Raw genomic sequence first — 20,769 nt, 5'->3', positions numbered from 1 at the left:
GGAGTCAGGCCTCCTGCCCTGCGCCGGGCACGTCCTCCTGCCCGGCGCCGGACACGCTCTCCTTCCCGGCGCGGGTGACGCCGGCCGCGCGGTAGGCCGCGTCCTCCTCCAGGGTCTCGTTCGCGAGGAGGGCCGCGGCCAGGGCGTCCAGCTGGGGGCGGTGGTCACGGAGTTGCCGTACGGCGCGCTCGTAGCACTCGTCGACGATCCGGCGCATCTCGGCGTCGACGGTGTCGAGGGTCGCGGGGGCGGCGGAGAGGCCGTACGCCTGCTGGGCGTCGCTCGGGATGGCGGTGAGGCGGCCGACGCGCTCGCTCATGCCCCAGCGGCCGACCATGCCCCGGGCGATGTTGGTGACCTGCTCCAGGTCGCTCTCCGCGCCGGTCGTGACGACCCCGAAGACGACCTGCTCGGCCGCCATGCCGCCGAGGGCGCCGATGATCCGGCCGCGCAGGTACTCCTCCGTGTAGGCGTACCTGTCGGCGTCGGGGGTCGACAGGGTGACGCCGAGGGCCCGGCCGCGCGGCACGATGGTGATCTTGCGGACCGGGTCGGCGCCGGGCTGGAGCATGCCGAGCAGGGCGTGCCCGCTCTCGTGGTACGCGGTACGGCGCCGCTCCTCCTCCGGCATCACCAGGGGCCGTTCGGCGCCGAGCTGGACCTTCTCCAGGGCGTCGGAGAGGTCTGACCGGGTGACGGCCTTCTGGTCGCGCTTGACCGCGAGGAGGGCGGCCTCGTTGGCGAGGTTGGCGAGTTCGGCGCCGGTCATGCCCGGGGTCGTCTTGGCCACGTGCTCCAGGTCGACGTCCTTGGCGAGGGGGATCTCCCGGGTGTGGATCTTCAGGATGGCCTCGCGTCCGCCCCGGTCGGGCGGGTTGACGTGGACGATCCGGTCGAAGCGGCCCGGCCGGGTGAGGGCGGGGTCGAGGACGTCGGCGCGGTTGGTGGCGGCGAGGACGATGACGCCCTCGGAGCCGGTGAATCCGTCCATCTCGGTGAGGATCTGATTGAGCGTCTGCTCGCGCTCGTCGTGGCCGCCCATGCCCGAGCCGCCGCCCCGGGCGCGGCCGATGGTGTCGATCTCGTCGATGAAGATGATCGCCGGGGCGACCTTGCGGGCCTCGGCGAAGAGTTCCCGTACCCGGGAGGCGCCCACGCCCACGATCATCTCGATGAACTCGGAGGCGGAGGCGGAGAAGAAGGGCACTCCGGCCTCGCCGGCGACGGCCCGGGCGAGGAGGGTCTTGCCGGTGCCGGGAGGGCCGGCGAGGAGGACGCCGCGGGGCATCTTGGCGCCCATCTCGCGGTAGGCGTCGGGGTTCTTCAGGAAGTCGACGACGTCATTGAGCTCGCCCTCGACCTCGTCGATGCCGGCGACGTCCGCGAACGTGGTGCGCTTGCCGCCCTCCAGTTCGACGGGCTTGGGCGGGGTCTTGCGGCCGAGCATGCCGCCCGCGCCGCCCATGCCGCTCATCCGGCGGGCGATGAACACCCACAGCACGACGAGCAGCAGCATCGGGGCGAGCGAGATGAGGAGGTTGGCGAGGAAGCTGCGTTCCTTGACGACCGGTTCGGCGGTGACGGTGACGTTCTGCTTGGTCAGCTGCGCCCACAGGTCGTCGTCGGCGAAGGCGGGCCGCTGGGTCGTGAACTTGGTGTAGTCGCCCTCGCCGTCGGGGACGGGCTGCTCGGCCTTCAGCTGGCCCTGGATCGCGTCGCCCTTGGAGTAGATCTTCGTGACGTTCCCGGCGGCGACCTGCTTGTCGAACTCGGTGTACGAGATCGTCGGCCCGTCGCCCTCGTTGAAGAACGACAGGACGATGTTGGCGAGCAGGTACACGACGAGTGCGGTGAGGATGAGCCCGCCCCAGCCGCCCGGCATCTTCCTCTTCGCCGGCGGAGGCGGCGGGGCCCCTTCCGAGCGCCAGGGATGATCGGTCCGGTCGCGCGGGGGTACGGGGTCGGCCACGTGACTCTCCTCGGGGCGGCAGTGGCCCCAGTATCGAAGCGCAGGGCGAACCCGGCATCACGGGCGGGCCGGAGGAGTGAAAAAGGGGCCCCGGGCGGTTTCGTACCGCCCGAGGCCCCTCTCATGGCTTCGCTCAGCCCATGAACTTCTTGAACTCGTCCGGGAGCTCGAAGTCCTTCGGGCTCTGGCCCGCCGCCGGGAGGCCGAAGGCGCCGCCCTGCTGCGCCTGCTCGCGGCGCTCGGCCTCGGCCTGCTCCTCGGCCTTCCGCTTCATCGGGTTGCCGCTCTTGCGCTTGCCCTTGGCCTGCTTGATCTGCTTCTTCTGCCGGCCGGGGCCGCCACCCATGCCGGGCATGCCGGGCATCCCCGGCATGCCGCCGCCCTGGGCCATGCGGGACATCATCTTGCGGGCCTCGAAGAACCGCTCGACCAGCCCCTTCACCGCGCTGACCTCGACGCCCGAGCCCTTGGCGATACGGGCGCGGCGGGAGCCGTTGATGATGGTCGGGTCGTGGCGCTCGGCCGGGGTCATCGACTTGATGATGGCGGCCGTGCGGTCGACGTCCCGCTCGTCGATGTTGGCGATCTGCTCCTTCATCTGGCCCATGCCGGGCAGCATGCCGAGCAGCTTCGAGATGGAGCCCATCTTGCGGACCTGCTCCATCTGCGCCAGGAAGTCGTCGAGCGTGAAGTCCTGACCCTTCTTCGACGCGAGCTTCGAGGCCATCTTGGCGGCCTCGTCCTCGTCGAAGGTCTGCTGGGCCTTCTCGATGAGGGAGAGCATGTCGCCCATGCCGAGGATGCGCGACGCCATGCGGTCCGGGTGGAACGCGTCGAAGTCGTCGAGCTTCTCGCCGTTGGAGGCGAACATGATCTGCTTGCCGGTGACGTGCGCGATGGAGAGCGCGGCACCACCGCGGGCGTCGCCGTCGAGCTTGGAGAGCACCACGCCGTCGAAGCCGACGCCGTCACGGAAGGCCTCGGCGGTGTTGACCGCGTCCTGACCGATCATGGCGTCGACGACGAAGAGGACCTCGTCGGGCGAGACCGCGTCGCGGATGTCCGCGGCCTGCTGCATCAGCTCCTGGTCGATGCCGAGGCGGCCGGCGGTGTCGACGATGACGACGTCGTACATCTTGGTCCGCGCGAACTCGATGGAGTCCTTCGCCACCTGGACCGGGTCGCCGACGCCGTTGCCCGGCTGGGGGCCGTAGAAGGCCACGCCCGCACGCTCGGCGACGACGCCGAGCTGAGTGACGGCGTTGGGGCGCTGGAGGTCGCAGGCGACGAGCAGCGGGGAGTGGCCCTGGCTCTTGAGCCAGACGCCGAGCTTTCCGGCGAGGGTGGTCTTACCGGCACCCTGGAGACCGGCGAGCATGATCACGGTCGGCGCGGTCTTCGCGAACCGCAGGCGCCGGGTCTCGCCACCGAGGATGGCGATGAGCTCCTCGTTGACGATCTTGATGACCTGCTGGGCCGGGTTCAGGGCCTGCGAGACCTCGAGCCCGAGGGCGCGCTCCTTGACCTGCTTGATGAAGGACCGGACGACCGGCAGGGCGACATCCGCTTCGAGCAGCGCGATACGGATCTCGCGCGCGGTGGCGTCGATGTCCGCCTCGGACAGACGGCCCTTGCCGCGGAGGTTCTTGAAGGTCGCTGCAAGGCGGTCGGAGAGGGTATCGAACACGGCGGTCGCGGATCCTCAGGTGTCGGGGGCGGTCGGATTGCCCTCCAGGGTATCGGGCCGCTCGGAGGATGTGCCCCCGCCCACCGGATCCGGTGGGCGGCGGCGGGTCGGTCCAGGGGGTCAGCGCAGCGCCGACTCCAGTGCGCGGGCCAGGTCCACGGCCTCCTCGTCGGGGAGGAGGGAGCCGTCCGGGCGGGTCACGTACAGGGTGTCGACGGCGTTCGCGCCCAGGGTGGAGACGTGGGCGCTGCGGACGCGGACCTCGGCGCCCTCCAGGGCGCGGCCGATGCGGTGGAGGAGGCCGGGGGCGTCCTGGGCGCGGACCTCGATGACGGTGGCGAGCCGGGAGTGGGCGGCGGCGACGGTGACGCGGGGCGGCGGGGCGGTGAGGCCGCGCCGGCGCGGGTAGGCGGCCTCGCGTTCGGCGAGGCGGGCGGGGATGTCGAGGGAGCCGTCGAGGGCGCGGACGAGGTCGGCGCGGAGGCGGGCGGCCTCGGGCAGGGAGCCGTACTCGGCGGCGACGCGCCAGTCCAGTACGAGAACGGCTCCGGCGCCGGCGCCGGTCCCGGTGGGGAGTTCGACGGCGCGGAGGTCGGCGGCGCGGACGGTGAGCCGGTGGAGGGCGAGGACGCCGGCGACGGCGGGAAGGACGCCGGGCTGTTCGGGCAGGGCGATGAGGAGTTCGACGCCGACGGGTTCGGGGGTGCCGACGGCTTCGGCGGCTTCGGGCTCGACCGGCTGCTCGGTCCGGGCGTGGAGGGTGAGGACGGGTTCGCCGGTGCGCAGGGCCTCCATCGCGAGGCGTTCCTGTTCGGCGCTGGGCGCGGCGGCCTCGGGGTCGAGGAGGGGCTCGCCCGCGAGGACGCCGGCGACCCGTTTGACCAGGTCGGCGACGAGCGACGCGCGCCAGGAGGACCAGGCGGCGGGGCCGGTGGCGAGGGCGTCGGCCTCGGTGAGGGCGTGCAGCAGTTCCAGCGTGCCGAGGGTGCCGACGGCGTCGGCGACGGACCGGACGGTGGCGGGGTCGTCGAGGTCGCGCCGGGTGGCCGTCTCGACGAGCAGCAGGTGGTGGCGGACGGCGGTGGCGACGATGCCGGTGTCGGTGCGGTCGAAGCCGATGCGGGTGGCGAGGTCGCGGGCGATGGTCTCGCCGGCGACGGAGTGGTCGCCGGGCCATCCCTTGCCGATGTCGTGGAGGAGCGCGGCGACGAGGAGGAGGTCGGGGCGGCCGACGCGGCGGGTGAGGGAGGCGGCGCGGACGGCGGTCTCGACGAGGTGCCGGTCGACGGTCCAGGTGTGGACGGGGTTGCGCTGGGGGCGGCACCGCACGCGCTCCCAGTCGGGGAGCAGCCGGGTGATCAACCCTTCGGCCTCCAGGGCCTCCCAGACGGGCACGGTCGCCTCCCCCGCGCCGAGGAGCGTGACGAGCTCCTCGCGGGCCTCGGCGGGCCACGGCACGGGCAGGGGTCCGGCGGCGGACGCGAGGCGGCGTACGGCGTGCAGGGAGATCGGCAGGCCGGACTGGGCGGCGGCCGCGGCGGCCCGCAGCGGGAGGACGGGGTCGCGTTCGGGTTTGGCGGTGAGGGCGAGGACGACCTCGCCGTCCATCTCGACGACGCCCTCGGCGAGGGGCGTGCGCTCGATGGGCGCCTTCGCGCCGCCCACCCGCGCGCCGCCGGTCCTGCCGGCGGCGGTCCTGCCTCCGGCCTTCGCGCCGCCGACGCGTCCGCCGAGGAGGGCGCGCAGCCGGGGCCGTGCCGAGCGTGCCTTGAGGACACGGTTGACCTCGCGCCAGGTGACGTCGGTGGCGTACGAGATGATCCGCGCGGCCTCGTACACCTCGCGGAGCAGGGTGTCGGCGTCGAGGAGGCCGAGTTCCCGGGCGACGGCGTCCTGTTCCTGGAGGGCGAGCCGGTCGGTGGCCCGGCCGGTCGCGAGGTGCAGGGCGTCGCGGGCGTCGAGGAGGCGGCGGCGGGCGGCGTCGAGGCCTTCGCGGGGGGCGTCGGCGAGCCAGGAGGCGGCGACCGCGCGGAGCACCTGGGCGTCGCGCAGTCCGCCCCGCGCCTCCTTGAGGTCGGGTTCGAGGAGGAACTGGAGCTCCCCCATGCGGTCGGCGCGCTCGCGGCAGAGCGCGTCGAGTTCGGGGAGGCGTTTGGGTGCCTGGTTGCGCCAGTCGGCGAGGACGGTGGTGCGGAGGGCGGCGACGAGGCCGGCGTCCCCCGCGACGTGCCGGGCGTCGAGGAGGCCGAGCTGGACCTTGAGGTCCTCGCCGGCGGTGGTGCGGGCCTCGGCGGGGGTGCGGACGGAGTGGTCGAGGGCCATGCCCAGGTCCCAGACGGGGTACCAGATCCGGTCGGCGAGGGCGGCGACGGCGGCCTTGTCGGCGCTGCCGTCGTGGAGCAGGAGGAGGTCGAGGTCGCTGCGGGGGGAGAGTTCGGCGCGCCCGTAGCCGCCGACGGCGACGAGGGCGGTCCCGCGGGGTGGTGCGGCGGCGGCGAAGAGCGCGGCCAGCCAGTCGTCGGTGAGCCGGGCGAGGGCGGCACGGCGCGGCGGCCCGGACCGCTCCTTCTCGTGGAGGAGGAGCAGCCGGGCCGCCGCGTAACCGCCGGGTCCCGAATCTTCGTTCTGCGTACGCGCTTCGAGGCTCGTCACCCGGCGGCTCCTTCGTGTGCTTACAGTGCGTCCGGACCGCGTTCGCCGGTGCGGACCCGTACGGCGGTCTCGACCGGCACGCTCCACACCTTGCCGTCTCCGATCTTGCCGGTTCGGGCGGCCTTCACGACGACGTCGATGAGCTGTTCGGCGTCCTCGTCCTCGACGAGGACCTCGATGCGGATCTTGGGGACGAGGTCGACGGTGTACTCGGCGCCCCGGTAGACCTCGGTGTGGCCGCGCTGGCGTCCGTATCCGCTGGCCTCGGTGACGGTGAGGCCGTGGACGCCGAAGGCCTGGAGGGCCTCCTTGATCTCGTCGAGCCGGTGCGGCTTGACGACCGCGGTGATGAGCTTCATGCGTCCACCTTCTTGTTCTCCGTGACGGCCGGGGCGGGGGCGGCGGTGGAGCGCGAGGACGCGCCGCCGCCGGCTCCGCTGAAGTCGTACGCGGTCTCGGCGTGCTCGACCTGGTCGATGCCGGAGACCTCGTCGTCCTCGCTGACCCGCATCCCCATCGTCTTGTCGATGATCAGGGCGAGGACCGCGGAGGCGATCAGAGAGTAGGCGAGGACGGCGAAGACTCCGACGGCCTGCTTGCCGAGCTGGTCGAGGCCGCCGCCGTAGAAGAGGCCCTTGGCGTCGGACTGGACGCCGCCGGTGGCGAAGAAGCCGACGAGCAGGGAGCCGATGACGCCGCCGACGAGGTGGACGCCGATGACGTCGAGGGAGTCGTCGTAGCCGAACTTGTACTTGAGGCCGACGGCCATGGCGCAGAGGAGACCGGCGATGGCGCCGACGGCGATCGCGCCGAGCGGGCTGACGGCGCCGCCCGCCGGGGTGATGGCGACGAGGCCGGCGACGGCGCCCGAGGCGGCACCGAGGGTGGTGAAGGAGCCGTGGCGGATCTTCTCGTACGCGAGCCAGGCGAGCATGGCGGCGGCGGTGGCCACCTGGGTGTTGACGAACATCACGGCGCCGACGCCGTCGTCGTTGCCGAGCCAGGAGCCGGCGTTGAAGCCGAACCAGCCGAACCAGAGGAGACCGGCGCCCAGCATGACCAGCGGGAGGCTGTGCGGGCGCATCGGGTCCTTCTTGAAGCCGACGCGCTTGCCGATGACGAGGATCACGCCGAGGGCCGCGGCACCGGCGTTGATGTGGACGGCGGTGCCGCCCGCGAAGTCGATGACGCCCATCTCGAAGAGCCAGCCGCCGGAGCCCCAGACCCAGTGGGCGACGGGGAAGTAGACGACGGTGACCCAAAGGGTGATGAAGAGGGCCCAGGCGGTGAACTTGACGCGGTCGGCGAGGGCGCCGCTGATCAGGGCTGGCGTGAGGATCGCGAACATCAGCTGGAAGACGGCGAAGACGTACACCGGGATGGTGTAGCCGTCCCAGAGCTCGGTGACGCCGATGCCGCTGAGGCCGACGTACTCGGACGACCAGCCGATGATCGATCCGGAGTCGGTGCCGAAGGCGAGGCTGAAGCCGTAGAGCACCCAGAGGATCGTGACGATCCCGAGGCTGATGAAGCTCATCATCAGCATGTTGAGGGTGGACTTGACGCGGACCATGCCTCCGTAGAAGAAGGCGAGAGCCGGGGTCATCAGCATGACCAGGGCGGAGCAGATGAGCATGAACCCGGTGTTGGCGGCAGACAGCTCGGGGGCGTCTGCGGCCAGGGTCGTGATGGCTGGTGCCATCGGCGTCTCCTCGTCGTCGGTACGGCCTGTGCGGGGCGGGGCCGGAGAGAGCGGTCGGCCGCGAGGGGCGTGGCCGGTTATGCGCCAGAGATTCGCGCAGCGCGGTTTCCGCCGATGCCGCACGATGTTTCGCACCGGTGACGAAGGGGTCGGGCGTGTTACGCGGCCGTGAACGGCCGGGTCACGGGCATGTAACGAGCCGGCCGCGCCTGGCGTCCGTGTGACCTTGCGGCGGGGGAGCCGAGTCGGGCAGTACGGGACGTCCGGCGCGGCCGGGGTCTGGAGGGCCGCCTGGTGGCGGGAGCGGCCGTGGGAGGGGCCGCGGGAGCGGCCGTGGGAGGGGTCAGACCGCTTCGGCGGCCTCGGGCAGGAGCTGGGTGAGCCGGTCGGTGAGCTGGACGACGTCGGCGACGTCGCTGTAGTTGCGGGCGGCGTGGTCGACGGTCTTGCGGAGCCGGGTGTTGACGCGCTCGGAGCGGATGCTGCGGGCGACGCCGAGAGCCTTCTCGGCGAGGACGACGGACTGCTCGGGCTCGCGCTTGAGGAGGTGGACGGTGGCCATGCCGATCAGGTTGAGCGCGTACGACCGCTGGTGGTCGGGGTCCTTCTCGAAGAGCTCGACGGCCCGCTCCATGATGGGCTCGGCGAGGGACGCGTACGTCGGTGAGCGGCCCGCGACATAGGCGAGGTCGCGGTAGGAGTGGGAGTTCTCGCCGTTGAGTTCGGCCTCGGAGAAGAAGCCGATCCAGTCGGGCTCGGGCTCGCCGTCGAGACCGACGTCGGCGAAGGTGTCCTCGGCCATCCGGACGGCCCGCTTGCACTTGGAGGGCTGGCCCATGTTGGCGTAGGCGCGGGCCTCCATCGCATACAGCATGGCCTGGGTGCGGGCGGTGGCGCAGTCACGACTGCCGTACTGGGCGAGGTGGATGAGTTCGAGGGCGTCGTCGGGCCGGCCGAGGTGGATCATCTGGCGGCTCATGGAGGACAGGATGTACGAGCCGAGGGGCTTGTCCCCGGCCTCCTTGGCGGCGTGCAGCGCGAGCACGAAGTACTTCTGGGCGGTGGGCTGGAGGCCCACGTCGTAGCTCATCCAGCCGGCGAGCTCGGCGAGTTCGGCGGCGCAGGTGAAGAGGCGCTTGGCGGTCGCGGTGGGCTGGGGCTCCTGGAGGAGGTCGGTGACCTCGTGGAGCTGTCCGACGACGGCCTTGCGGCGCAGTCCCCCGCCGCACTGGGCGTCCCACTTGCGGAACATGGCGGTGGTGGATTCGAGGAGGTCGAGCTCGATGTCGGAGAGCCGGTTGGGGCGGCGGCCGTCGGCGAGGGACTCGGGGCGCTCGATCTCGGTGACCGGGGTCGGGACGAGCCAGCGCTGCATCGGCTCGATGAGGGCGGGTCCCGCGGCGAGCGAGAGCGAGGAGCCGAGGAAGCCGCGCCGGGCGAGCATGAGGTCGCTGCGGGAGAACTCGCTGAGCAGGGCGACCGTCTGGGGCCCCGCCCAGGGCAGGTCCACTCCGGAGACGGACGGGGACTGGTGGGCGGTGCGCAGGCCGAGGTCCTCGACGGCGACGACGGAGCCGAAGCGCTCGGAGAACAGCTCGGAGAGGATCCGCGGGATGGGCTCGCGGGGCTGCTCGCCGTCGAGCCAGCGGCGGACCCGCGAGGTGTCCGTGGAGATGTGGTGCGCGCCCATCTGGCGCGCCCTGCGGTTGACTTGCCGCGCCAGTTCGCCCTTGGACCAGCCGCTGCGCACGAACCACGAGCCCAGCTGCTCGTTCGGGCGCTTGCCGGCAGTCGTACCGTCTGCGCCGTTGCCGCCCACTGGAACGCCCCCATCCACCTGATCACCTGTCATGCGAACCCCTATCAGAATGCCGCCTCGCACGGCCGCTCGTCCGGGGTTCTCACTCCTTCGGACGGGAAACCGGGTTGCCTCCGGCATACCCGTGCGCGCAAGCGGCCCCGGGGTTCGAGTACCGAAAGTAATCCTACGATCACCCCTCCCGTGAGGGCGATTCAAGAAACGCCACCATTCGCCACCCCTTCGAATGAACTCGCCACGCGTCGGACGCGATTCACTTGACATGCGACGAACCCGGAGTCGGCGGACGGATGCGCGGAGAGGCGCGCGCGACGGACCGCACCACCCCGCCCACGACCGCACGCCACAAACGGCGACGGACCGTGACCAAAGGTGACGACGAAGCTCCGGGTCGTAACCACCGGCGCGTTCGACCCGTTGGAGGGGGCATGGGCTTCACGATCGGCGGCATTCGTGAGATGCGGTCCGGCTCGCGCCGCCGCGTGCGCACCACGGAGTGCACAGCGGTGGCCGAGTACACAGGACTGTGGGGCTGGGACGTGGTCCCCGGGGCACGCGCGGCCTCCGGCCGGTGCTCCTGCGGGGATCCGGCGTGTACGGCTCCGGGGGCGCATCCGCTCTCCTTCGCCGGACCCGTGCCGGCGGGCGCCGGTCTCGACGACGCGACGAAGGCGTGGGCGGAGTACCCGGGCGCGGCGCTGATGCTTCCCGTGGGCCGGGCCTTCGACGTCATCGAGGTCGCGGAGGCGGCGGGCCGCCGGGCGCTCGTCCGGCTGGAGCGCATGGGGCTGCCGCTGGGCCCGGTGTGCGCGACCCCGACCGGCCGGGCGCGGTTCTTCGTGGCGCCGGGCGCGGCGGCCGAGCTGCCGCGGCTGCTGTACCGGATGGGCTGGGACGACGCCGATCTGGACCTGCACTGTCTGGGGCCCGGCGCCCACATCACCGCTCCCCCGTCGGATCTGGGCGGGCTCGGGCCGGTGCGCTGGCTCCGGCCGCCGACGCTGGACACGGCGGGCGCGCCGCCGGAGGCGCGGCTGCTGCTCGGGACGCTGGCGTACATCTGTCACCGGACGCACTTCTAGCCGCCCGTAGAGCCGGCCGTAGAGCCGGCCGTACGCACGTGAGGGCCCCCGCCGGTTCGTGGCGGGGGCCCTCACGCGTGTTCTCGTACGGCGGTCAGTCGCCGATCAGGGCGTCGACGAAGGCGCCCGGCTCGAACGGGGCCAGGTCGTCCGGGCCCTCGCCCAGGCCGATCAGCTTGACCGGGACGCCCAGCTCGCGCTGGACGGCGACGACGATGCCGCCCTTGGCGGTGCCGTCGAGCTTGGTCAGGACGATGCCGGTGATGTCGACGACCTCGGCGAAGACGCGGGCCTGGATGAGGCCGTTCTGGCCGGTGGTGGCGTCGAGGACGAGGAGGATCTCGTCGAGCGGGCCGTGCTTCTCGACGACGCGCTTGACCTTGCCGAGCTCGTCCATGAGGCCGGTCTTGGTGTGGAGGCGGCCGGCGGTGTCGATGAGGACGACGTCGGCGCCCTCGGCGATGCCCTCCTTGACCGCGTCGAAGGCGATCGACGCCGGGTCGCCGCCCTCGGGCCCGCGCACGGTGCGGGCGCCGACGCGCTCGCCCCAGGTCTGGAGCTGGTCGGCGGCGGCGGCACGGAAGGTGTCGGCGGCGCCGAGGACGACGGTCTTGCCGTCGGCGACCAGGACGCGGGCCAGCTTGCCGGTGGTGGTGGTCTTGCCGGTGCCGTTGACGCCGACGACCATGACCACGCCCGGCACGTCGGCGGGGCTCTCGGTGTGCACCGTGCGGTCGAGGTCGGGGCCGAGGAGGGCGATCAGCTCCTCGCGGAGCAGGCCGCGCAGCTCGTCGGGCGTGCGGGTGCCGAGCACCCTGACCCGCTCGCGCAGCCGCTCGACGAGCTCCTGCGTCGGGGCGACACCGACGTCGGCCGTGAGGAGGGTCTCCTCGATCTCCTCCCAGGTGTCCTCGTCGAGGTGCTCGCGGGACAGGAGCGTCAGGAGCCCCTTGCCGAGCGAGTTCTGGGAGCGGGCGAGCCGGGCACGGAGCCGTACGAGGCGGCCGGCGGTCGGCTCGGGCACCTCGATCGCGGGCGCCGGGGGCGCGCTGACGAGGGGGTCCTCGAGGGCGGCGGGCGTCTCGACGGCCTCATCGGCCGTCGGGAGCTCGACCTCCTCGACCGTGCGGCGTGGTTCCTCCCGCGGCGTCTCCGCCTCCTCGCCGACGTGCGGTTCGGCGGGCGGAGCGGTGATGGTCGGCGTGGTGGACGGCGGCTCGGCCGGCGGCAGCTGCTTCTTCTTGCGGCCACTGATCACGAGCCCGCTCGTCACGGCGACCGCGACGACCAGAGCGATGACTACAGCAAGGATGAGTTCCATAACCCACTCAGTATCGGCCACGAGGGGCACAAAGGCGGAGCACGTACCCTGGATGGCTCCCCCACCTCTTTACGGAGTACCCCCATGTCCCACGACGCCTCCGAAGGCGCAGGCGCGACGCACGACGGCGCGATGGAGACCCGCGGTCTCGAGCCCGTCCCCGACGCCGAGCGGACCGGTCGGGTCCGCGAGCTGTTCCCGACCTGGGTCGCGGCCAACATCAGTGTGCTTCTGCTCACGATGGGCGCCGGTCTGATCGTCTTCAACGGCCTGAACTTCTGGCAGGTCCTGACCGTGGCGATCGCCGCGCCCGTCCTCTCGTACGGGATCGTCGGCCTGATCTCGATCGCGGGCAAGCGTGGCGGTGCGCCGGGCATGGCGCTGTCGCGGGCCGTGTTCGGCCAGCGCGGAAACCTTTTTCCCGGTGCGCTGATCTGGGTCGCCCGCTGGGGCTGGGAGACCATCAACGCGGTGACCGGCGCCTACGCGGTGCTGACCGTGCTCGACCTGCTCTTCGGCGTGAAGTCGAACACGCTGCTCATCGTCGTGACGCTGCTGCTCTTCGTCACCTGCACCTTCCTGGTCTCGGGCCTGGGCATCAACGCGCTGCGGGTGTGCAGCAAGTGGTCCACGTACCTCTTCGGCGCCTTCTCGGTCCTCGTCCTGGTCTATCTGGTGGCGAACACCGACTGGTCCGCGGTCTTCGACAAGCCGGCCGGTTCGACGGCGATGATGGTCGCGGGCATCGGCACGATCGCGGCCGGCGGCATCAGCTGGGTCCCGTCGGGGCCGGACTTCACCCGCTACCTGCCCCGTACGGCCTCCTCCAAGGCCATGGTCGGCTCGACGGTCGGCGGCGCCGGGATCGTGGTCCTGCCGATGGTGCTGATGGGCGCGGTGATGGCGGTGTCGACGCCGGACCTGGCCTCGGCGCAGGACCCGGTCTCCTTCATCGGCGAACTGCTCCCGATGTGGATCTCCGTGCCGTACCTGGTGATCGCGCTGCTCGGGATGCTGCTGATCAACTCGATGTCGATGTACTCGGCCGGCTTCACGGCGCAGACCCTGGGCATCAAGGTGTCGCGCGCGGCGGCGGTCAGCGTGAACGCCGTGATCAGCCTGGTCTTCGGCTTCCTGCTGATGGTGGTGGCGACGAGCTTCATCGGTTCGTTCATCTCCTTCCTCACCCTGCTCGCGGTGGCGTTCTCGGCGTGGATCGGCGTCTTCGGCGTGGACATGCTGCGCCGGAGGACGTACGACGCGGTGGCACTGATGGACACGACCCGGACCAGTGCCTACTGGTACCGGGGCGGCTTCGCCTGGCAGGCGATGACGGCGTGGGCCGTGGCGCTGCTCGTGGGCCTGCTGTTCACGAAGGTCGACTGGTTCTCGGGCCCGCTCGCCTCGTCGTGGATCGGTGAGAACGGCCTGGGCTGGGCGGCGACGATCGTGGTGGCGGGCGTGCTGTACGCCGTGCTGCCGCGTACTCCCGAGCAGGCTTCGGCTGAGCCCGCCGAGGTGCGCGAGACCGTTTCCATCTGACGCCACGTCAGATAGCGTCCCCCTTCGCCGGATCCCACGAGCGGAGGGGGACTTCCCATGCCCTTCACAGTCGTACGGTTCAACCTCGTCGACCCGCGGGCGACCCCCGTCTCCCTCTCGGCCCGCTACCGGGCCGCCGTCGAGATGGCCGCCCACGCCGACGCGCACGGGGTCGACACGGTCCAGACCGAGGAGCACCACGGCGTCGCGAACAACTGGCTGCCCTCCCCCTTCGCCTTCGCGGGCGCGGTCTTCGGGGCGACGAAGAGGATCGCGGTGACCGTCTCGGCGATCATCGGGCCACTGCACGACCCGCTGCGTCTCGCGGAGGACATCGCGGTCCTGGACCTGCTGAGCGGCGGCCGGCTGGTGACGGTGGCGGGGATTGGCTACCGGCCGGAGGAGTACGAGGAGCGCGGGGTCGACTGGGGCCGGCGCGGGAAGCTCCAGGACCTGCTCCTGGAGACGCTGCTGACGGCGTGGAGCGGTGAGCCGTTCACGTATCAGGGCCGTACGGTACGGGTCACCCCGCGGCCGCTCACCCAGCCGCACCCGATGCTGCTGGTCGGGGGCTCGTCGCGGGCGGCGGCGCGGCGGGCGGCCCGGCTCGGACTGCCGTTCTTCCCGAGCGCGCACCTGCCGGAGCTCGAGGCGTACTACCGGGAGCGGTGCGCCGAGTACGGCACGGAGGGCTGGACGATGATGCCGGCCGAGGAGACGCCGCTGCTGCACCTGTCGGAGGACCCGGACCGGACCTGGGCGGAGTACGGGGAGCACTTCCTGCACGAGGCGCGGACGTACGCCTCCTGGCAGTCGAAGGACATCCGCTCGGCGGTGCGGTCGACGGCGACGACGGTGGAGGAGCTGCGCGCGGAGGGCGTGTACCGGGTGGTGACCCCGGACGCGTGCGTGGCGCTCGGTCTGGAGAGCCTGGTGCTGCATCCGCTGTGCGGCGGGATGCCGGTCGAGGAGGGGTGGCGGAGCCTGCGGCTGTTCTGCGACGGCGTACTGCCCCGGCTCAAGGCATAGGGGCCTCGGGCCGGGGCAGTTCCGTGGGTGAGGAGAGGGGCAGCGGGGGGTTAGCCCATCTCCTCCAACGCCTTGCCCTTGGTCTCCTTGACGTACCTGAGCACGAAGGGGATCGAGAGCACGGCGAAGATCGTGTAGATCACGTAGGTGCCGGAGAGGTTCCAGTCGGCGAGGGACGGGAAGCTCGCGGTGATGGCCCAGTTGGCGATCCACTGGGCGGAGGCGGCGACGCCGAGGGCGGCGGCGCGGATCCGGTTGGGGAACATCTCGCCGAGGAAGACCCAGACCACGACGCCCCAGGAGAGGGCGAAGAAGAGGACGAAGACGTGGGCGGCGACGAGCGCCACGACGCCCTGGGTCTCGGGGAGCTTGCCGTCGACGAGGTCGGCGGAGAAGGCCCAGGCCTCGACGGCGAGGGCGATCGCCATGCCGACGGAGCCGACGAGGGCGAGCGGCTTGCGGCCGACCCGGTCGACCAGGACCATCGCGATCACGGTGCCGACGATGTTGATGATCGACGTGGTGAACGAGTAGAAGAACGAGCTGGACGGGTCGATGCCGACGGACTGCCAGAGCGTCGAGGAGTAGTAGAAGGCGACGTTGATGCCGACGAGCTGCTGGAAGACGGAGAGTCCGATGCCGACCCAGACGATGGGCAGCAGCTTGAAGCGTCCGCCGGCGACGAGCAGGTCCTTGAAGGTGGACTTGTGCTCGCTGCGCATGGCCCGGTCGATCTCCTGGACGCGCGCGTCCAGGTCGACGCCGTGGCCCTCGACCTCGGCGAGCACCTCCTTGGCCCGGTCGGTCTTCCCCACGGAGATGAGGAAGCGCGGGGACTCGGGGATGGCGAAGGAGAGCATGCCGTAGAGGAACGCGGGGACGACCATCACGCCGAGCATCCACTGCCAGGCCTCAAGGCCGCCGATCTCGCCGCGCTGGTCGCCGTCGGCGAGCTGGAGGATGCCGTAGTTGACCAGCTGGGAGATGGCGATGCCGATGACGATCGCGGCCTGCTGGAAGGAGCCGAGGCGGCCGCGGTAGGCGGCGGGGGCGACCTCGGCGATGTACGCGGGGCCGATGACCGAGGCCATGCCGATGGCGAAGCCTCCGACGACCCGCCAGAGGGCCAGGTCCCAGAGGGCGAAGGGGAGCGCGGAGCCCACGGCGCTGACGGCGAAGAGGACCGCGGAGATCTGCATGCAGCGGATGCGGCCGATGCGGTCGGCGATCCGGCCGGCGGTCGCGGCGCCGATGGCGCAGCCGATCAGGGCGATGGCGATGACCTGGGCGAGGGTGCCGGAGCCGATGTCGTAGCGGTCGCGGATCGCCTCGACCGCGCCATTGATCACGGAGCTGTCGTAGCCGAAGAGGAAGCCGCCCATAGCGGCGGACGCCGTGATGAAGATGACGTGGCCGAGGTGGTCAGGATGGGCCGCTCGGCCTTCGGACGGCGGCGGCGTGGGCGCCTGCGCGGTGCTGGTCACATGGACTCCTGGGTGGGGGGCAAGCCCTTCCAGTGGCGCACAACTTCACGCCGCTCACCACGTGAAGGTAAAAGCAACGTTGCAGAGACTATGCCTTCAAGTTTCGAAGTCAATAGTTGATGTCGTATGACTTTAAGAACGTCTGGGGTACCTATGGGTTCAACACTTGAAGGGATGTACGTCAGCGCAGCCGCTGGCTGATCACCTTCGAGACGCCGTCGCCCTGCATGGAGACCCCGTACAACGCGTCCGCGACCTCCATCGTCCGCTTCTGGTGCGTGATCACGATCAGCTGCGAGGACTCCTGGAGCTCCTCCATGATCCGGATCAGCCGCTGGAGGTTGGTGTCGTCGAGCGCCGCCTCGACCTCGTCCATCACGTAGAACGGGCTGGGCCGGGCCTTGAAGATCGAGACGAGCAGCGCCACGGCGGTCAGCGAACGCTCGCCGCCGGAGAGCAGCGAGAGCCGCTTGACCTTCTTGCCCGGCGGACGGGCCTCCACGTCGACGCCGGTGGTGAGCATGTCGTCCGGGTCGGTGAGGATCAGCCGGCCCTCGCCGCCGGGGAAGAGCCGCGAGAAGACGCCCTCGAACTCCCGGGCCGTGTCCCGGTACGCCTCCGTGAAGACCTGCTCGACCCGCACGTCGACCTCCTTCACGACCTGAAGGAGGTCGGTCCGGGTCTTCTTCAGGTCCTCCAGCTGCTCGGAGAGGAACCGGTGCCGCTCCTCCAGGGCCGCGAACTCCTCCAGGGCCAGCGGATTGACCTTGCCGAGCTGGTGGTACGCCCGTTCGGCGGCCTTCAGCCGCTTCTCCTGCTCCGAACGGACGAACGGCCGCGGCCCGGTCTCCGGGTTCTCGTGGTCCTCTTCGGCGGCCGGCTCGCCGTCCATGGACGGCGACGGGGGTACGGGCTGGTCGGGGCCGTACTCGGCGACCAGCGCGGCCGCCTCCACCCCGAACTCCTCCAGGGCCTTCGCCTCCAGTTGTTCGATCCGCAGCCGCTTCTCCGCGCCGAGCACCTCGCCGCGGTGGACCGAGTCGGTCAGCTTGTCGAGCTCGGCCTTGAGGTCCCGGGCGCGGGCGCGGGCCACCGTGAGCCCCTGTTCACGATCGGCCCTCGCCGCCTGGGCCGCCACCCGCTCCCGCTCGGCGCGGACGAGCGAGACCTCCACATGGGCCAGGAGCCCGCGGGCACCGGCGGCGACCGCGCCCGCGACCTGCCGCTCGTGCCGGAGCCGGGCGCGGCGCCGCTCGGCACGCGCGCGTGCCTCGCGTTCGGCGCGGGCGGCCCGGTCGAGGGAGTCGGCGCGCCCGGCGAGCCCCTTGACCCGTTCCTCGTGGGTACGGACCTGGAGCCGCGCCTCCATCTCGGTCTGGCGCGCGTTGGAGCCGTCGATCGAGAGCCGGTCACGGACGGAGGTGTCGGGCTCGTCGTCACCGCCCCCGGAGTAGGTGGCCTCCTGGGCCACGAGGAGCCGTTCCGCCAGCTCCTCCGCCTCGGCGACGGCGTTCTCCAGGGCGTCCTGGGCGCGGGCGACGGCCGCCGTGGTCCGCTCGGCCTCCCCCGCCGCTCCCCTGGCCTGCCCGGCGAGCCGCCCCAGTTCCTTGGCGACGGCCGACTTCTCCCGCTCGGCGGCCCGGCGGGTCGCGTCCAGCTCCTCGACGCGCGCTCCGGCGGTCCGGCGGCGCTCGTCGGCCTCGCGCTGCGCGGTGGTCAACCGCTCGCAGCGTACGGTCAGTTCGTCGAGCTCGGCGGCGGCTTCGGCCACCGAGGCCTGGACTTCGAGCAGGCTGGGCGCACCGGCGGAGCCGCCGTGCGCGAAGTGCCCGCCGAGCAGGTCCCCTTCGGCGGTCACCGCGGTCAGTCCCGGCCGTGACCGGACCAGCCGCTCGGCCTCGTCGAGGCCGTCGACGACGACCACCCCGGCGAGCAAGCGGCGGACGGCGGGCAGGAGTTCGGCGGGGCCGCGCACCAGGTCGGCGGCGCTCGGGCAACCCTCGGCCCCCGAGTCGGGGGACGGCTCCGGAGCGCCGGTCAGGAGGAAGGAGGCGCGGCCCGCGTCCTGCTTGCGGAGCAGGCGGAGTGCTTCGGCCGCGGCGGCCGGTCCGGTGGCGGCGACCGCGTCGGCGACGGCGCCGAGGGCCGCGGCCACGGGGATCTCGTATCCCGGGGTGACGGTGAGGAGTTCGGCGGCCGGGCCGAGGAGTCCGGTGACGCCGGCGGAGAGCAGTGCGCCCGTGCCGTCCTTGCGGCGCAGGCCGAGGGCGAGCGTGTCGTGCCGGGCCCGGGTCGCGGCCCGGCTGCGTTCGGCGGTCCCGAGCGCGTCGCGGGCGGCGCTCAGCGCGCCCTCCGCCTCGGCCAGTTCGCGGCGGGCCGCCTCGTACCGTTCGCCGTGTGCGCCGTCGGCGGCATCGAGGCCCTCGACCTCCGCGGTGAGCTGCTCGTACTCCTCCTGGGCGGCGACCGCCCGCTCCCCCGCCTCGTCGCGGGCGGCGGCCAGCCGGTCGATCTCGGCCTGGGCGGCGCCGGCGCGCGAACGGGCCGCGTTGACCTGGCCGTTGAGGCGGGCGAGGCCTTCGCGCCGGTCGGCGATGGCCCGGGCCGCGTCCTTGAGGCGGCGCTCCTCCACCGTCAGCGCGCGTTCGAGCTCGGCGCGGTGGGCGACGGTGTCCTCCAGGGCACGTTCGGCCGCCTCCAGGGCGGCTTCCAGCTCGGCCTCCTGCTCACGGACGCGAGCGGCCTCCCGCTCCAGGTCCTCGGGGTCGCGGCCGCGCCGCTCCTCGGCGGGGGCGTCGTCGGCGCTCTTCACGCGCGCGTCGGCGAGGGAGATCGTGCCGCGGACGCGTTCGGCGAGCTGCGAGAGGGCGTACCAGCTCTGCTGGGCGCGTTCGAGCCGGGGTGCGAGGGCGCCGGCCTCCGCGTCGAGTTCCGCCTCGCGGGCGAGGGCGGCGCGCAGCTCGGTCTCGGTGGCCTCCTTGCGGGCGAGGAGCGCCTCCTCGTCGGCGACCTCGGCGGTGAGCGCCCGCTGGAGCCGGACCAGGTCGTCGGCGAGGAGCCGGAGGCGGGCGTCGCGGAGGTCGGCCTGGATGACGACGGCGCGGCGGGCGACGGCGGCCTGCCGGCCGAGGGGCTTGAGCTGGCGGCGGAGTTCGTCGGCGAGGTCCTGCACGCGCGCGAGGTTGGCCTGCATCGCGTCCAGCTTCCGCAGCGCCTTCTCTTTCCGCTTGCGGTGCTTGAGGACGCCGGAGGCCTCCTCGATGAAGGCGCGGCGACCCATCGGATCGGCGTGCAGGACGGAGTCGAGCTGCCCCTGTCCGACGATGACGTGCATCTCGCGCCCGATGCCGGAATCGGAGAGCAGGTCCTGGATGTCGAGGAGCCGGCAGGTGTCGCCGTTGATCTGGTACTCGCTGCTGCCGCCCCGGAACATGATCCGGGTGAGGGTGACCTCGGCGTACTCGATGGGCAGCGCGCCGTCGGAGTTGTCGATGGTCAGCGAGACCTCGGCGCGGCCGAGCGGAGGGCGCCCGGTCGTGCCGGCGAAGATGACGTCCTCCATCTTGCCGCCGCGCAGCGACTTGGCACCCTGCTCGCCCATGACCCAGGACAGGGCGTCCACGACATTGGACTTGCCCGATCCGTTGGGGCCCACGACACAGGTGATGCCGGGTTCGAACCGCAGGGTCGTGGCCGAGGCGAACGACTTGAATCCGCGGAGGGTCAGGGCCTTGAGGTGCACCCCGGGGACTCTACCGGGGCCCGCGCGTTTCACTCGCGAACGTGCAGGGCAGATCATCGGGTGAGGAGGGGTGGGCCAGGGGTGGGCCGTGGGGGAAACGGCGGGTGAAAGAAAGAAGGGACGCCGAAGCGCCCCTTGCATATCCAGTTGTGCCGTATCCGGCTACGCCGGGGTGAGTTTCCCGGTCGTCGATGCCGGACGGAGTGTTTCCCACCTGTGGCCCCTAGGGGCTGGGTTGTCAGGTGAGCGCAGGCTCCGCCTGGGGTACGTCGAGATCGATGCTGTCGAGCAGCGACTCTCCCTGGTGCTGAGCGGCGGCAGCCGCAAGCGTGTCGTTCTCGGACTGGATCCGTACCAGCTCGGATTCCAGGTCCTGAACACGCTGCTGAAGCCGTCGCATCTCGGCGAGGAGTCGCGGGTCGGAGCCGCCGACGTAACCGAGAAGCGCCTTTGCCATGATGGATGGTCCTCCACACTGAGTGACCGACCGATTGCGGTGTGGGTCGTGAGGGATTCGCACCCGCGGTGCTCGGCAGTGCATCGTGCCGGTTCTTCACTGCCAAACAGCTAAGGTGCGCGGGGATTCCAGCGTCTCACCAAAAAGTTTGACGGTCAACACGATCACGCCCCGTTTGAAGGGGCGACCGGGGAGTGGGCGGCCGCTCAGCACGCGGCGGCACCTCTCGACCCGGGACCTCGGGGCGTTGCGATCATCCTTAACGGGCAGCCTTCCACGGCGC

The 20,769-nt window shown here is 71.8% G+C and carries 13 protein-coding genes; 3 read left to right on the top strand and 10 right to left on the bottom strand.

Annotation, left to right across the window (positions count from 1 at the left end; translation table 11 throughout):
- Positions 1 to 4: 4 nt before the first annotated feature.
- The 6 genes from ftsH to ACFWWU_RS05465 form a co-directional block, all read right to left on the bottom strand.
- Entirely contained in the window at positions 5 to 1,969 is a 1,965-nt protein-coding gene (ftsH, locus tag ACFWWU_RS05490) for an ATP-dependent zinc metalloprotease FtsH (protein WP_384139276.1), read from the bottom strand.
- 133 nt (positions 1,970 to 2,102) lie between these two features.
- Positions 2,103 to 3,656: a signal recognition particle protein gene (gene ffh / locus ACFWWU_RS05485; RefSeq protein ID WP_384139273.1), complete on the bottom strand. Its 1,554-nt coding sequence runs from the start codon at positions 3,654 to 3,656 to the stop codon at positions 2,103 to 2,105.
- A 120-nt stretch (positions 3,657 to 3,776) separates the two neighbouring features.
- Positions 3,777 to 6,308 (bottom strand): [protein-PII] uridylyltransferase, encoded by a 2,532-nt coding sequence (locus ACFWWU_RS05480; protein WP_384139271.1) that lies wholly within the window; start codon positions 6,306 to 6,308, stop codon positions 3,777 to 3,779.
- 20 nt (positions 6,309 to 6,328) lie between these two features.
- Positions 6,329 to 6,667, bottom strand: a complete 339-nt coding sequence (locus tag ACFWWU_RS05475) for a P-II family nitrogen regulator (RefSeq protein ID WP_015036464.1) — start codon at positions 6,665 to 6,667, stop codon at positions 6,329 to 6,331.
- A complete protein-coding gene (locus ACFWWU_RS05470; RefSeq protein WP_317599546.1) occupies positions 6,664 to 8,010 on the bottom strand; it encodes an ammonium transporter in 1,347 nt (448 codons plus the stop codon). The genes ACFWWU_RS05475 and ACFWWU_RS05470 overlap by 4 nt, the downstream gene beginning before the upstream one ends.
- Positions 8,011 to 8,353: 343 nt before the next feature.
- Positions 8,354 to 9,829 (bottom strand): hypothetical protein, encoded by a 1,476-nt coding sequence (locus tag ACFWWU_RS05465; protein ID WP_384139585.1) that lies wholly within the window; start codon positions 9,827 to 9,829, stop codon positions 8,354 to 8,356.
- A gap of 428 nt (positions 9,830 to 10,257) precedes the next feature.
- Here ACFWWU_RS05465 and ACFWWU_RS05460 point away from each other — a divergent pair, with 428 nt between their 5' ends.
- On the top strand, positions 10,258 to 10,911 hold the full coding sequence (locus tag ACFWWU_RS05460; RefSeq protein WP_384139268.1) for a bifunctional DNA primase/polymerase: 654 nt from the start codon (positions 10,258 to 10,260) through the stop codon (positions 10,909 to 10,911).
- Positions 10,912 to 11,005: 94 nt separating this feature from the next.
- On the opposite strand, the gene ftsY is transcribed toward ACFWWU_RS05460, so the two are convergent.
- Entirely contained in the window at positions 11,006 to 12,232 is a 1,227-nt protein-coding gene (gene ftsY, locus ACFWWU_RS05455) for a signal recognition particle-docking protein FtsY (RefSeq protein WP_384139265.1), read from the bottom strand.
- 84 nt (positions 12,233 to 12,316) lie between these two features.
- Here ftsY and ACFWWU_RS05450 point away from each other — a divergent pair, with 84 nt between their 5' ends.
- Positions 12,317 to 13,774, top strand: coding sequence for a cytosine permease (locus ACFWWU_RS05450; RefSeq protein WP_384139262.1), 1,458 nt, complete (start codon positions 12,317 to 12,319; stop codon positions 13,772 to 13,774).
- Positions 13,775 to 13,831: 57 nt separating this feature from the next.
- Positions 13,832 to 14,803, top strand: a complete 972-nt coding sequence (locus tag ACFWWU_RS05445) for an LLM class flavin-dependent oxidoreductase (RefSeq protein WP_384139260.1) — start codon at positions 13,832 to 13,834, stop codon at positions 14,801 to 14,803.
- A 50-nt stretch (positions 14,804 to 14,853) separates the two neighbouring features.
- On the opposite strand, the gene ACFWWU_RS05440 is transcribed toward ACFWWU_RS05445, so the two are convergent.
- The 3 genes from ACFWWU_RS05440 to ACFWWU_RS05430 form a co-directional block, all read right to left on the bottom strand.
- A complete protein-coding gene (locus ACFWWU_RS05440) occupies positions 14,854 to 16,287 on the bottom strand; it encodes a sugar porter family MFS transporter (RefSeq protein WP_384139257.1) in 1,434 nt (477 codons plus the stop codon).
- 181 nt (positions 16,288 to 16,468) lie between these two features.
- Positions 16,469 to 20,029, bottom strand: coding sequence for a chromosome segregation protein SMC (gene smc / locus ACFWWU_RS05435; protein ID WP_384139254.1), 3,561 nt, complete (start codon positions 20,027 to 20,029; stop codon positions 16,469 to 16,471).
- Between the two features lie 238 nt (positions 20,030 to 20,267).
- Positions 20,268 to 20,486 carry a hypothetical protein gene (locus tag ACFWWU_RS05430; protein WP_055641131.1) on the bottom strand — a complete coding sequence of 73 codons (219 nt, stop codon included), beginning with the start codon at positions 20,484 to 20,486 and terminating at the stop codon, positions 20,268 to 20,270.
- Between the last annotated feature and the right edge of the window lie 283 nt (positions 20,487 to 20,769).

Origin of the sequence: Streptomyces sp. NPDC058650 (assembly GCF_042717315.1) — a bacterium.
GTDB lineage: Bacteria > Actinomycetota > Actinomycetes > Streptomycetales > Streptomycetaceae > Streptomyces.
This window is presented reverse-complemented; position numbering and strand designations above follow the sequence as displayed.

Coding starts and splice junctions, on each gene's coding strand:
- ACFWWU_RS05475 (WP_015036464.1), bottom strand. CDS start 6,667: ATGAAGCTCATCACCGCGGTCGTCAAGCCGCACCGGCTCGACGAGATC.
- ACFWWU_RS05470 (WP_317599546.1), bottom strand. CDS start 8,010: ATGGCACCAGCCATCACGACCCTGGCCGCAGACGCCCCCGAGCTGTCT.
- ACFWWU_RS05460 (WP_384139268.1), top strand. CDS start 10,258: ATGGGCTTCACGATCGGCGGCATTCGTGAGATGCGGTCCGGCTCGCGC.
- ftsY (WP_384139265.1), bottom strand. CDS start 12,232: ATGGAACTCATCCTTGCTGTAGTCATCGCTCTGGTCGTCGCGGTCGCC.
- ACFWWU_RS05450 (WP_384139262.1), top strand. CDS start 12,317: ATGTCCCACGACGCCTCCGAAGGCGCAGGCGCGACGCACGACGGCGCG.
- ACFWWU_RS05445 (WP_384139260.1), top strand. CDS start 13,832: ATGCCCTTCACAGTCGTACGGTTCAACCTCGTCGACCCGCGGGCGACC.
- ACFWWU_RS05430 (WP_055641131.1), bottom strand. CDS start 20,486: ATGGCAAAGGCGCTTCTCGGTTACGTCGGCGGCTCCGACCCGCGACTC.